Annotated in this window: 11 protein-coding genes and 1 pseudogene; 1 reads left to right on the top strand and 11 read right to left on the bottom strand. The window is 63.7% G+C overall.

Annotated features, from left to right (window positions below; all coding sequences use genetic code 11):
• Positions 1–20: 20 nt before the first annotated feature.
• The 3 genes from RRU_RS12690 to RRU_RS12680 form a co-directional block, all read right to left on the bottom strand.
• Entirely contained in the window at positions 21–1,043 is a 1,023-nt protein-coding gene (locus tag RRU_RS12690) for a helix-turn-helix transcriptional regulator (RefSeq protein WP_162470622.1), read from the bottom strand.
• A 110-nt stretch (positions 1,044–1,153) separates the two neighbouring features.
• Complete coding sequence (locus tag RRU_RS12685; protein ID WP_011390204.1) at positions 1,154–2,017, bottom strand: GGDEF domain-containing protein; 864 nt, start codon at positions 2,015–2,017, stop codon at positions 1,154–1,156.
• A 171-nt stretch (positions 2,018–2,188) separates the two neighbouring features.
• Entirely contained in the window at positions 2,189–2,983 is a 795-nt protein-coding gene (locus RRU_RS12680; RefSeq protein WP_011390203.1) for a M48 family metallopeptidase, read from the bottom strand.
• A gap of 164 nt (positions 2,984–3,147) precedes the next feature.
• On the opposite strand from RRU_RS12680, the gene RRU_RS12675 reads away from it, so the two are divergent.
• Positions 3,148–3,354 (top strand): hypothetical protein, encoded by a 207-nt coding sequence (locus tag RRU_RS12675; RefSeq protein ID WP_014626383.1) that lies wholly within the window; start codon positions 3,148–3,150, stop codon positions 3,352–3,354.
• A gap of 3 nt (positions 3,355–3,357) precedes the next feature.
• On the opposite strand, the gene RRU_RS12670 is transcribed toward RRU_RS12675, so the two are convergent.
• From RRU_RS12670 to RRU_RS12635, 8 genes and pseudogenes are all read right to left on the bottom strand, one after another.
• Positions 3,358–3,963 (bottom strand): PqiC family protein, encoded by a 606-nt coding sequence (locus RRU_RS12670; protein WP_011390201.1) that lies wholly within the window; start codon positions 3,961–3,963, stop codon positions 3,358–3,360.
• The gene (locus tag RRU_RS12665) at positions 3,960–4,931 is read right to left on the bottom strand and encodes an MlaD family protein (RefSeq protein ID WP_011390200.1); all 972 of its coding nucleotides are present in this window, start codon (positions 4,929–4,931) and stop codon (positions 3,960–3,962) included. Before RRU_RS12665 ends, RRU_RS12670 begins: the two co-directional genes overlap by 4 nt.
• On the bottom strand, positions 4,928–5,722 hold the full coding sequence (locus RRU_RS12660; protein ID WP_011390199.1) for an ABC transporter ATP-binding protein: 795 nt from the start codon (positions 5,720–5,722) through the stop codon (positions 4,928–4,930). Before RRU_RS12660 ends, RRU_RS12665 begins: the two co-directional genes overlap by 4 nt.
• Positions 5,723–5,724: 2 nt before the next feature.
• Complete coding sequence (locus RRU_RS12655) at positions 5,725–6,885, bottom strand: MlaE family ABC transporter permease (RefSeq protein WP_014626382.1); 1,161 nt, start codon at positions 6,883–6,885, stop codon at positions 5,725–5,727.
• 82 nt (positions 6,886–6,967) lie between these two features.
• A complete protein-coding gene (locus RRU_RS12650) occupies positions 6,968–7,621 on the bottom strand; it encodes a TetR/AcrR family transcriptional regulator (RefSeq protein WP_011390197.1) in 654 nt (217 codons plus the stop codon).
• A gap of 140 nt (positions 7,622–7,761) precedes the next feature.
• Positions 7,762–9,069 (bottom strand): type II toxin-antitoxin system HipA family toxin, encoded by a 1,308-nt coding sequence (locus RRU_RS12645; RefSeq protein WP_011390196.1) that lies wholly within the window; start codon positions 9,067–9,069, stop codon positions 7,762–7,764.
• Positions 9,070–9,182: 113 nt separating this feature from the next.
• Positions 9,183–9,314 (bottom strand): annotated as a pseudogene (locus RRU_RS20220) (helix-turn-helix domain-containing protein); the annotation flags it as partial.
• 151 nt (positions 9,315–9,465) lie between these two features.
• The gene (locus RRU_RS12635) at positions 9,466–13,161 is read right to left on the bottom strand and encodes a vitamin B12-dependent ribonucleotide reductase (RefSeq protein ID WP_011390194.1); all 3,696 of its coding nucleotides are present in this window, start codon (positions 13,159–13,161) and stop codon (positions 9,466–9,468) included.
• Positions 13,162–13,357 lie beyond the last annotated feature (196 nt).

Here is a 13,357-nt window from a genome sequence, read left to right as displayed (position 1 = left end):
TGGGGGAATTCTTGTGCTGCTCAGTCCTGGAGAACGCGGGGGTCCGCCGCTAAAGGCGCGGGGGAGGCGGTCGTGTCTTGTCCCTGGCTTTCCTCGTTCGAGGATGGGGTAATAATCTCCGCCAATCCGCCGAAGCTCCAAACCCAGGCCTGAAGCTCTTTTTCGCTTGTCGTGGTGACGCTGAGGATGATGCCGCCGTCGTCTTGTTCTTCGATGGTCTGATCGGCGCTCCAGATGCGGTCGCGGACATAATCGGCGGCGTCGGCGGCCACATGGATCTGTCGGCGCATGGGTTCGTGCCATTTCAGGCCGAAGGCGCGGGAGGTGTCCTCAAAAGCGTTGAAGTGGAAGTATTCCTCGCCCGGGGTGATTTGGGTGATCCTGTGCAGCAAGAAGGTTATGAAGTGGCCCGGTAACAGCGACCCCTCGTCTAGGTAGTGGCCCTGCACATAAAACACCCCGTTCATGGCCACGATCCGACCGGGCGCGTAGCGGTAGGATTTGGCGGTGCGCTCGTTCATCGGCAGATAGCACAAGCTGCAAACACGACGGTTCGCAATCGCCTCATTGAGGGTTTTGATGGTCTCGGCATGGGGGCCGTAATCGATATATCCCTTGTTGGCAAAGGTGATCGGCGCGCCCGAAACCGAGCGGCGCTGGCCTTCTTCCAGGTGGAGCGCCAGATTGACTAGGCTGCGGTTGATGCGGCCGATCACGGCTTCGGGAAGATAAGGCGCGGCGAGATCGCGGCACGTCGCTAGATAGCGGACTTCCTCGAAGGAAAAGCCAGGGACATTTTCTTCTTTATGAGAAACAAGCTGATAACAGATTTCATTGTTATTATTTGGTGCTTTCACAATTTCCAGATCGGCGCTGAGAGCGTTATTGATATCGTCAACTATTCTGTCAACGGTTCGTTCTGAACATTCAAGCTCGTTCTTAAGCGTTTCTCGAGAGATTCCCCGGGAACAAGCCATCAAGCGACGAAACACCTTGATGGCTTGTTCCCGCGGGCGGGCGTCGGAATTGATTTTCTCTGACATCGTCGTTGGATCCCCCTACCTTACTCAAGTCCTATTGGTGAGCCAAGTTGCCGCTGCAATCAAGCGTGGTGAGTGGGTTTTTCGGGGCCGTGCTCGCAAAAGGGGTGTGCTTACAACGACCAGTCCAGGGCGCTATAACTTGGCGGGCGGGTGGCCGCGCCCGGGCAAGGCTGGCGCAAGAGGGACGCCATCATCAGGGCGGACCTCACGGGGCGGCCGCCATGGAAGGCTCTGGGGGTCATGCCTGCCGCGCCGGGATGGCTCACGGTTTTGCGGTTGCGCTTCTTGGCGTCGTACATCCGCTCGTCGGCTTCTTCGATCAAGGCGTCGACGCTGGTCGTCTCGTCTGAGTAGCGCGAGAAGCCAGTGCTCACGGTCACCGGGAAAGATTCGCGCAAGCCATTATGGTCGATGTCGACGGGGGTCTCGAAGGCGCGGGAAATGCGCGCGGTGATGGCATCCAGAGTGTCGCCTTCATCGGGTTCGACGATGATCGTGAACTCGTCCCCGCCGTAGCGGGCGGCGATATCGGCGCTGCGCAAGACGCTGCGCAAGCGGGCGGCGATCGCCACCAGGGCGGCGTCGCCAAAGCGATGACCATGGAAGTCGTTGATATCCTTGAAGCGGTCGACATCAACGAAGAGGACCCTAAAGGGCTTTTCAGAGCGCTGCGCCCGGGCGAAGGCGACCTCCAGATGGGTTATGAAGGCCTCTTTGTTCAGCATGCCGGTCAAGGGGTCGCGCTGGGCGCGCTCCTCCAACGCGGCGACGATCTTGTTATGGGCGGCGTCGGTCTTTGCGAGGACCCACCCGATGGTGATCGCCGCCGCCACGGCGATGATCAGCCCAGGGGCGATGCCGATGATCACCAGAGGGGAGCGGGGGAAGGCTGTTGCCCACAGCGGGACGGTGATCAGGATCCACAGGATGGCGCTGGTCAGAAAGAGCGCGACGATTTTGGTAATCGGGGTCATGCGGGCACCTCGGCTGTGACTGGACGAGGGGAAGGCCGCTTTCGTGGTCGACCTCCCTTACCGATGATCCTAGACGGGGGTACCCCCAGATTCTGACGGGTCGCACCCTTTTTCAGAGAAAAAATTCACCTTCGCACAAGGGGGTGGGAGGGGCGGATTCTTGGGCTCGCCTCAGCCTTCGCCGCCGGCCTTGCGGTAAAGGTCCAGGGCCCGGGGCATCAGGCGCTGGAGGTTTTCGATGCGGCTGCCCTCGCTGGGGTGGGTCGAGAGGAATTCGGGCGGGCGTTCGCCGCCCTGCGCCGCCATGGATTGCCACAGGGTAATCGCCTCGCGCGGGTCATAGCCGGCGCGCGCCATGTAAAAAAGGCCGATCTCATCGGCTTCGGATTCGTGGGTGCGGCTATAGGGCAAAACGATGCCAAGGGTCGCGGCCTGTTCCATCAGGGCCACGGCCTGGGCATTGCCGCCCGCTCCCGCGCCCAGGGCCGCGCTGCCCAATTGTAAGCCGGTGCCGATCACCATCTGTTGGGAGACCCGTTCCTCGCCATGGCGCGAGACCGCATGGGCGATCTCGTGGCCGATCACCGCGGCAAGCTGGGCATCGCTGCGCGCCACCTTGGCCAAGCCGGTATTCACGCCGACCTTGCCGCCGGGCAGGGCGAAGGCGTTGGCCGTGTCATCGGCGAAGGCGTTGACCTCCCAGTCATAGGCCGGCAGGTCATTGGCCTTGATCAACCGCTCGGTGATGGCGCGGATGCGCTGGGTATAGGCGTTGCCGGCCGGCAGAACCGGCTTTTCCTTTTTGATGTCCCGATAGGCTTGGGCTCCCATCTCCGCGCCCTGGGCGCCGCTGACCAGGATCAACTGCTGGCGACCGGTGACTGGATTGGCGGCGCAGGCGCAAAGCGCCAGGACCGCGCCCAGGCTGGCGATACGGGAAAGGCGGGGCGGAGACGGCAAGGCCATGGTCGATGCACTCCCAAACGGCATTGGCGGGCGAAAAAGGCGGGTCTTGAGGGTGGGGAGGCGGCCGGCGGCGGTCAAGACCTCGCGGAAAACCCCCAAACATCTCCAAAAGATGGTATCGTCACGAGAAATTGCCCGCAATGGAAAGCCCAAGGGGACGGACGGTGGACGATACGACCCGCGAAATGGTGATCACCGCCTATGCGGAAACCTTCGATGAAGCGCTGGACGCCGGCCATGACGAAACGACGGCCCACCGCGAGGGATTGACCGGCGCCGCGATGTGTTTGGCGGCCATGACGTCGATCGACGACAGTTTGGCGCGCAGCATGGTCGAGGCGATGGACCTGCGCAAACTGGCCGACGCCTGAGGGTTAGCGGGCGTTGGAAAGACCGGGGGCGATATGGCCGGCAAGCTCGTCGACGGCTTTGCTCATCGCCTGAACCACCCCGGCATCGCCGGCCGTGGTCAAGGGCACCGTCACCTGGGCGCCGTTTGAAACCACCGACTGGCGGCTGGCGCCATCGGCGATCGTCCAGCGCGCCGTAAGGATCACCGATCCGCCTTCGATCGCCTCGAAGCCGCTCACATCGACCAGCAGCTGACGGGCCGGCCGGTCGATCGGCGGCTGGGTGGTGAGGATCAGCCCTGGCAGCCGGGCGCCCAGGCTGGCGGCAAGCGCCCGCTGCACGCCGACCGACAGCCGTTCCGCCCAACGGCCTTGCTGGCTGGGGATGATGCGGTCGGGGCCGCGCACCACCAGATCGGTCGTATCAAGATAATCCGAGACCCTGACTGGCTTGATTTCGATCACCGGCCGATCGCCGCCCAAGGGCGCGGCCGTGGCCACCGATTGCGGTTGGCCAAGAACATACAGCGTGGGCGGTGGGCCGGATAATCCGCAAGCCGCAAGCCCCAGGGCCATCGCCGAGACGATAAGCAGCCGAAGACGGCGAGAGGGGGTAAAAGGCGTGCTCATCGTTTGGTGTCCCCACTCAGAAGGGCGCTTGGATCGCGTTCAAGGGTTCGGGTGAAGCTGCGGGTCGAACTGGCGCTGGCCGAAAGATCCCGGGCGGCGGCTTCAAGATCGGCGCGGAAGCGCGCCCTTGGCCCGGCCAGTTCGTTCAAGGAGATCATCAGGCTTTCGGCTTGGCGGGCGGTGCGTTCCGCCGCGCTTAGCGTTTTGCCCAATTCTCCGCCCCTGGCATCGACCTGACGGTGCAGATCGGCCAGCAGATCGCTTAATTCCTTCAAGGTCACCGAGGCGTCGGCCTGGATCTGGCGCACCGCCTCCTGGGTGGTGACCAGGGTCTGGGTGGCCACGGCGACGCTTTGCTCGGCGCTGGTGGTGAGCGTCGGAATGCGCGTGTTCAGCGAACTGGTCAGGGCCTGGACATTGGCCAGGGTTTTCTGGGCGGTCTCGACCAAGTCGCGCAGGGGCAATTCGGTGACCTTGTCGCGCAGTTCATCAAGGTCGGAGGCCACCGCCGGAATTTCCGGCAGGTCGGTGGGTTCGCCCGACAGCGCAGCCGATGTTCCCGGCTTGAAGTCGAGATCGACGCGCATCTGCCCGGTGACGATGCTTTGCGGGGCGAGCTGGGCGCGCAGGCCGGCGGCGATCAAGCGCTGATAGGTGTCGTCATCGCCGTTCAGGTGTTCGCCTTCCCAACTGATCTGATCGGGCTGCAGTTCCAAAACAACCGGAATGCGCGCCGAAAGATCCCGGGTCGAGACCCGCAGGGCGATGGTTTTCACCGTCCCCACGGGCACGCCGTGAAAGGTGACCGGGGCGCCGACCTGAAGCCCGGCGACCGATTCATTGAAGAACACCACCACCTCGCGGGTGGAGGTGAACAGGCGCTGGCCGCCGAACAGGACAATTGCGGCGACGCCGAGGGCGAGGGCGCCAAGAATGAAGCCGCCGACGACGGCAGGTTTAGCGGTCATTGAGACCTCCGCAGCGATGTCTGTGTTTGGGCGGCCCGCTCCATGAAGGCGCGGACCGTGGGATGGTCGCAGGTGTCGCGCAAGGTGGTCGGCGCGCCATGGGCGATAGCCGTCTTGGTCTCGGCGTCGAGGAAGATCCCGTCGTCGCAGATGGCGAACAGGCTGGGCAATTCATGGCTGACGATCACCACCGTCGCCCCCAGGCCATCGCGCAGTTCAAGGATAAGATCGTCAAGGCGCTTGGAGGTGATGGGGTCGAGGCCGGCCGAGGGTTCGTCGAAGAACAGGATCTGCGGATCAAGCGCCAGGGCCCGGGCCAGCCCCGCCCGTTTGCGCATGCCGCCCGACAGCTCGGCGGGCATTTTGGGTCCCGCCGCCGCCAGCCCGACGAACGACAGCTTCAGGTCGACCAGGATGGCGATGGCCTTGGCGTCGAGCGTGGTGAACATCTGCAAGGGCAGGGCGACGTTCTCGGCCACCGTCATCGAACTCCACAAGGCGCTGCTTTGGAACAGCACGCCGAACTTGCGGCCGATTTCGGTCTGGCGGGCGGCGGGCGCCGCCCAGTAATCCTCGCCATCGATCCGCACCGTTCCCGCCTTGGGGGCGAGCAGGCCGACCAGGGATTTGAGAAGGGTGCTCTTGCCGCAGCCGCTGCCGCCCATCAAGGCGAAAACCGAGCCGCGCTTGACCGAAAAGCTCAGGTCGCGCTGGATGATTTTGCTGCCAAAGCCCAGGCAGAGGCCGGAAACGCCGAGGCGGTCTTCGGGGTCTTGCGTGTGATCGGTCATGGTTAGATCCCCAAGCGATCGGCGCAGACGGCGAAGACGGCATCAAGGGCGATGACGCCGACGATGCCGACAACGACGGCGCTGGTGGCGGCGCGGCCGACATCGGCGGCGCTGCGTCCGGCCCTTAGGCCGATGTGGCAGCCGGCCAGGGCGACCAGGAAGCCGAAGGCAACGCTTTTGACCAAGCCGATGGCGAACTGGCGGCCGGCGATGGCGCCCTGGATCTGGTCAAGGAAGGTGGTCGCCGACATGTCGAGGATGGCCAGCGACACGACGAAGCCGCCAAGCAGGCCGATGGCGCAGCCGTAAAGGTAAAGCAACGGCATCATGGTGACCAAGGCGACCACCCGGGGCAGCACGAGAAAATCATAGGCGGGAATGCCCAGAACCTTCAGGGCGTCGATCTCCTCGTTGCCCTGCATGGTGGCGAGATGGGCGGCATAGGCGCCCCCCGTTCGCCCGGCCATGACGATGGCGGTCATCACCGCGGCCATTTCGCGGACCATGGCGATGCCGACCAGATCGGCCACGAAGATGCCGGCGCCGAAGCGCTGAAGCTGCACGGCGCCGACGAAGGCGAGGATCGCCCCGATCAGTCCGTTGACGATGGCGACGATCACCAGGGCGTTGGCGCCCGCTTCCCTCATCAGGTGAAGGATATCGACCGAGCGGGTGAAGGCCCGGCCGCCAAGGCCGCGCGCCACCCCAAAGACGCTTTCGCCGACCAGGGTGGCGATGGCGCCGAGCTCCGCCCCGAAGCCAAGGGTGCCGTGCCCGACGCGGGCGACAACCGAGGCCGCGGCCTTGTCCCCCGAGGCCGAGGGAAGGGGCTCGTTGGTCTCGGCCAGCTTGAGCAAGCGCAACGCCGCTTCGGGGAGGGTTGATTCATCAAGGGTGAAGCGCTTGTTCGCCCCCTCGCCGGCGGCGGCGCGCATCATCCGGGCAAAGGCGACCAGGGCGCTGTCCCAGCGGCCCAGGCCGCTGACATCGTAGCGCAAGGATCCCTTGACCGCCCCGTCACCAAGCAGGCGGGTGATCTCGACGGCGCTGCGCAGGCCGGTCTGGCTGGCCAGCCAGTCGCCCGACAGCACCACGACGCTGTCCGCCCCCTCCTGGCTTATGCGCCATTGCGGGGGATGAAGGGGGAGGTGGGGCGTCGTCATCGGCTCCATCCAGTCGGAACGCGGGGGGGATGGGCAGCGGCGGGGGCCGGGGCGGGCACAGGGTGGGGGGCAGAAAAGGACATCATCTGTCGATCACAACGCCGTTCAGGAAAATGGAGAGGGCGGTATCGAGGAAAGCGGCCCTCTCGGCTTCGGTTGACAGGGCCTGACCGCCAAGAAGCCATTGATTGAGGGCCCATCCGCTGACCATGCCAATCAGGATGCGGCTGAGGAGATCAAGATCGTGGTCGGCGCGCAACCGGCCGGCCCGCGCCGCGGCGTCGAGCAGGCGCCTGATGATGGCGTGAAAGGGCTCGGAGGTGGACTCAAGGGCGTGATCGGCCAAAGTGGGAAAGCGCCGTGATTCGGCGATGAGGATCCGGTACATGGCGATCGAGTCGGGTCGGGCGACGGTTTCAAGAAAGGTGGCGCAGGCCTCGCGCAGGGCCGCCAGCGGATCGGCCGAAAACTTCGCCGCCGCGTCGGCCCGCGTCAGCAAGGACCCGATCAGGGCACCGACGCTCGCCTTGAACAGTTCTTCTTTGGAGCGATAGCGGCGGTAGATCGTTTGCTTGCCAACCTCGGCCTGGGCCGCGACTTTTTCGATCGACGTGGCGGCATAACCATGGTCGATGAACGATTGGGTGGCGGTGGCCAGGATCAAACGGTCAAGCGTTTCCGACGCCTGGGCATCGGGTCGGCCGATGCGCCGCGCCGCACTTTCGCTTACTGCCATGCCACCGCCTATGATGAGGAAGCCGCACCCTATCACAACCCGGCCAAGTAAACGAGACCGTATCGTTCCGTTTTTCGGTTTTGGGGCGAGGGGAGGTGGTTTGCGCCGATGTCCCTGTTTCAAAAGGGGCGGGCGTGCGCTCATGCCTTCGCCAGGGTTCGCAGTCGTTCGGTGAAACCACCAAGGATGGAGTCGGCGATATCGCGAGGAAAGTCCTTGGGTAAAGCCTCCATAACATCCTCAAGCGCGGTCGGGGCGGTAGCGAGGATATCGGCGAATACCGGTTCTACCAGCGAGGCGCCGAGTCCGGCGGCAGCGGCTGTTTGAAGGAAGTGTCTGGGCATGATGGTGTCGATGACATAGTGGCGGTTCGTGCCCACGAACATCGCCAGTTTCATCCGATTGCGCGGGATCTGTCCCGCGTCGGCGCTTGGCTGAGCGGAAATCACGTCATAGAGCGGTGTCATGCGGAACCGCCCGCCCGACGACAGGAAGACGCTGAAATTTTTGGCGTGGCCATCGGTAGCGCCGAGAAGCCAGAAAGCGACCGTGGCTTTTAGAAAGCGCGTTTGATCGACCTTCGGAACATCGCTGCCTTTGAGCAAATTCAAAAGGGCCTCAATACCGGGGCCTCCTTCGGCCTGATACTTTAACGTTGGCGGAACGCCAAGCGCCTGACAGCAGTCTTCCTGGGGAAGGCGCAAAAGGCGATCATCGGCGGTCCAATGGCGATCGAACCGTTCGACCACCAGCACACGATTGTCTTCGAAATCGGCGAGGGCGACATCGGCGCTCGGGATACCAAGGGCTGCGGTCACTTTGAGGCAGAGAAATTCGTTTTCGACACTCGATGTCAGATCCAGACCATTGGACAGGCGCCCGATCCGAGGCTTCAGGATGTGAGTGGTTGCCGTGGTGCCGCAGGGTTTGTACCAGCGATCCTTCCAGTGCAGAAGGGCGGTCTTTTCCTGGGCGCCGGCGATGGAAATTCGGAAATCTATATCTTCGCCCAATCCCAGGGGCGCAATGGAAAGTTCCTTTATGAGACGGGCGATTTCCCGATCATCGACGGGAATGCCATCCACCGTGCCAGCGGTGCCGGGGGCCTCGCCATCGGGAAGGAACTGGAGTGCCCCCACACAGTCGCGGCCGATCGCAGCGAGCAGGTTGTAAGCATCGGATCCTTGTGCCCGAACGCGTTCGGCGGTCCGACGACGAATGAGGGCGCTATCGGGGAGCAGATTTTCCAGAACCGCGTTGACTGCCGCGCCGCTATACCGGTCCTCGCGAAGCGGCAGCGAGAGAGAGATGGGAAGGGCGCGATCCCACTCAAGCCAGGAGGAATCGTACTGGAAATCGATGGCGCCACGCGCCGTTCGATTAAGCCGACCAACGAGGCGGCTGTTCAGGAAAACCGCGAGCGGCGGCTCTTGGTGCGGACGCGGCATTAAAAGATGTCGCCGATTTCGTCGACCGATGCCTTGGTTCGCGGCTGTATGACGAATTCCAGATCAAGGGCGGCCAGGATATCGCAGAGCGTGCGGATTTGCGTTCCCGGTTCGCCGGCCTCGACCGCCGAGACCGTTGCCTGACGCAGCTTGGTTTGCTCTCCCAGGTCAGCCTGAGTGAGCGCGAGCTTGCGGCGTTGACGGCGGATGGCGGCGCCGATCTGCTTGGGGGTGCGGGCGATCATGAGCAAACCCTCCATGGTCCTTCTTGATATACGCTTGGGCGCATATCTTATCAATATACGCTTGAGCGTATTGCTCCGCCTCTTCCCCCTACAAAAAAGGGCGCCCCTTCGGCGCCCTTTCTTCATTGATCCGTCGTTTCCCGCTTGCGGCTTACGAGCAGCCGCTGGTCGAGCCGCAGGTGTCGCATTTCATGCAGGTGCCGTTGCGCACCAGGGTGAAGTTGCCGCATTCGCCGCAGCTGTCGCCCTCGTAGCCCTTCATGCGGGCTTCGCGGATTTTCGACAGCTTGCTGTCGCTGGCGCCGTTGCCGCTGCCCGTTCCCAGCGACATCGAGGCGATCGACGACATCGACGACGACGAAACGCTGGTCGCGCCGACGGTCGCGCCGTGGGTGCCGGTGCTTTGGGCCAGTTCGGCGGTGACGGCGCCGTTTTCGCGGTGGTGGTGCTTGTGCTTGAGCACATAGAGGTTCGAGCGCACATAACCCGCACTGACCGTGGTGGCGATGTGATCTTCTTCCCAGGTGCCCTCCAGATCGCCTTCCTCGTGACCATCGCCGACGGTGTCGGGGTGAAGGTCCTCGGGCTCGACATGGGCCAGATCGTTGCGGCCGAGGTAGCTGATCGCCACCTCGCGGAAGATGTAATCAAGGATCGAGGTCGCCATCTTGATCGCCTCGTTGCCCTGGACCATGCCCTGGGGCTCGAAGCGGGTGAAGGTGAAGGCCTCGACGTATTCCTCCAGCGGCACGCCGTATTGCAGGCCGATCGAGATGGCGATGGCGAAATTGTTCATCAGGCTGCGGAAGGCGGCGCCTTCCTTGTGCATATCGATGAATACTTCGCCCAGGCGGCCGTCCTCGTATTCGCCGGTGCGCAGGTAAACCTTGTGACCGCCGACGATGGCCTTCTGCGTATAGCCCTTGCGGCGGTCGGGCAGGCGCGAGCGCTTGGCGATCACCCGCTCGACGATGCGTTCGGCCACCACTTCGGCCTGGACCGAGACCGCCTTGCCGGCGACGGCCTCTTCCAAGGTCTCCTGGTCGTCGTCTTCCTCGAGAACCTGGGCGGCCAGCGGCTGGGACAGCTTCGAGCCGTCACGGTAAAGGGCGTTGGCCTTCAGCCCCAGGCGCCAGGAGGTCATATAGGCCTGCTTGCAATCCTCGACGCTGGCCTCGTTGGGCATGTTGATGGTCTTGGAGATCGCCCCGGAAATGAAGGGTTGGGCGGCGGCCATCATGTGGATATGGCTGGTCGCCGACAAGAAGCGCTTGCCCAGGCGGCCGCAGGGACTGGCGCAATCAAAGACCGCCAGGTGCTCGTCCTTGAGGCCCGGCGCGCCTTCCAGGGTCATCGCCCCGCACACATGGGTATTGGCGGCTTCGATATCGGCCTTGGAGAAGCCGAGCGTCGTCAGCAAATCGACGCCCGGGTCGTTCAACTGGGCATCCGACATCTTAAGAACGTCGCGGCAGAAGTCCTCGCCAAGCGACCACTTGTTGAAGGCGAAGCGGATATCGAAGCAACTGGCCAAGCCCTCTTCGATGCGGGCGAGGGCGTCTTGAGTGAAGCCCTTGGCGATCAGCGATTGGGCGTTGACGCCCGGCGCGTTCTTGAGGGTGGCATGGCCGACGGCGTAATTGATGATCGCGGCGATGGCGGCCTCGCCATAACCCAGGGTGCGCAGGGCGCTGGGCACCATGCGGTTGATGATCTTGAAATAGCCGCCACCGGCCAGCTTCTTGAACTTGACCAGGGCGAAATCGGGCTCGATGCCGGTGGTGTCGCAATCCATCACCAGACCGATGGTGCCGGTTGGGGCGATCACCGAGACCTGGGCGTTGCGGAAGCCGTGCGCGGTGCCGATCTCCAGGGCTTTGTCCCAGGCGCGCTGGGCCACGGCCACCAGATCGGCCTGGGGGCAATTTCGGATATCAAGCGGCACCGGGGCGATCGACAGCGCCTCATAGCCCTTGCTCTCGCCAAAGGCGGCGCGGCGGTGGTTGCGGATGACGCGGAGCATGGCCTCGCGATTGATGGCGAAGCCGGGGAAGGCTCCCATCTGCTCGGCCATCTCGGCGCTGGTGGCATAGGCCACGCCGGTCATGATCGCCGACAGCGCGCCGCACAGCGCGCGGCCGGCGTCGCTGTCATAGGGCAGGCCGTTGGCCATCAGCAGGCCGCCGATATTGGCATAGCCCAGACCGAGGGTGCGGAACTTGTAGCTGCGCTCGGCGATCTCGCGCGAGGGGAACTGCGCCATCAGCACCGAGATTTCCAGAACCACCGTCCACAACCGGCAGGCATGGGCGAAGCCGACGGCGTCGAACAGCCCGGCCTCGGCGCCCTGTCCCCGGAAGGTGATCAGGTTGAGCGAGGCGAGATTGCAGGCGGTATCGTCAAGAAACATGTATTCGGAGCAGGGGTTCGAAGCGTTGATCCGCCCCGATTCCGGGCAGGTGTGCCAGTCGTTGATGGTGGTGTCGAACTGCAGGCCGGGGTCGGCCGAGGCCCAGGCGGCGAAGGCGATCTCGTCCCACAGGGTGCGGGCCTTGACCGTGCGGGTCTTCTCCGACATGCGGTGGCGCAGCGTCCACGCCCCGTCGCGCTCGACCTGCTGGAGGAAGGCGTCGGTGACGCGCACCGAGTTGTTGGAATTCTGGCCGGCCACGGTCAGATAGGCTTCCGAATCCCAATCGGTGTCATAGGTTTCGAAATCGATGCCGGTGAAGCCCTGGCGCGACAGCTGGATCACCCGCTTGATGTAATTCTCGGGGATCATCGCCTTGCGGGCGCCGAGGATGGCCTTCTTCAAGGTCTTGTTGACGGTGGGGTCGAAACGCTCGTCGCCGTCCTTGCCGTCCCAGGTGCGGGTGGCTTCCATCACGGCGTTGAGGTTCTGCGAGCACAGCTTGGAGCCCGAAACCAGGGCGGCGACCTTTTGTTCCTCGCGCGCCTTCCAGGTGATGAATTCTTCGATGTCGGGGTGATCGATATCGCAGATCACCATCTTGGCCGCCCGGCGGGTGGTGCCGCCCGATTTGATCGCCCCGGCGGCGCGGTCGCCGATCTTGAGGAAGCTCATCAAACCCGACGACTTGCCGCCGCCCGACAGCGATTCGCCGCTGGCGCGCAGCGACGAGAAATTGGTGCCGGTGCCGCTGCCGTATTTGAACAGCCGCGCCTCGCGCACCCACAAGTCCATGATGCCGCCGTCATTGACCAGATCGTCATTGACCGACTGGATGAAGCAGGCGTGGGGCTGGGGATGCTCATAGGCGCTTTCCGAGCGCTTTACTTCGCCGGTTTTGAAATCGACATAGAAATGCCCCTGGCTCGGACCGTCGATGCCATAGGCCCAATGCAGGCCGGTATTGAACCACTGGGGGGAATTGGGGGCGCCGACCTGGGTGGCCAGCATGTGGCGCATTTCGTCAAAGAAGGCCTGGGCGTCGCTTTCGGCGTCGAAATAGCCGCCCTTCCAACCCCAATAGGTCCAGGTGCCGGCCAGCCGGTCGAAGACCTGACGGCTGTCGGATTCGCCAACCAAGCGCTCCTCGGTGGGCAGGCTTTCCAGGGCCTCGGTGTCGGGCTCGCTGCGCCACAGCCATTCGGGAACATCGGCCTCGGGCACGGGGCGCAGGCGGGCGGGAATGCCGGCCTTGCGGAAATACTTCTGGGCCAGAACGTCGGTCGCGACCTGACTCCAGGCATCGGGCACCAGAACGGCGTCGGCGCGGAAAACCACCGAGCCGTCGGGATTGCGGATTTCGCTGATCGCCTCGCGGAAACCGATGGCGGCATAGGGGCTCTGGCCATCCGTGGTGAAGTGACGCTCGATACGCATTGGTCCGTCCTTGGCTGTCTGACCTGACCCGGGGGAGGGCCCATGGACAGGTTTCCGGGGAGACGCGCCGCATCATACGGCTCTGCTACGTCCTCGGAGGGTGGGTAGGAAAAAAAGAATGACGTTGGTAAGGCGCCGGAAAACCTTGCGAATCCCCTGTCAACCTGAAAAGGGCGGGGCCACAAGATCTAGCTTC

It is taken from the genome of Rhodospirillum rubrum ATCC 11170 (assembly GCF_000013085.1).
In the GTDB taxonomy this organism is placed as follows: domain Bacteria; phylum Pseudomonadota; class Alphaproteobacteria; order Rhodospirillales; family Rhodospirillaceae; genus Rhodospirillum; species Rhodospirillum rubrum.
This window is presented reverse-complemented; position numbering and strand designations above follow the sequence as displayed.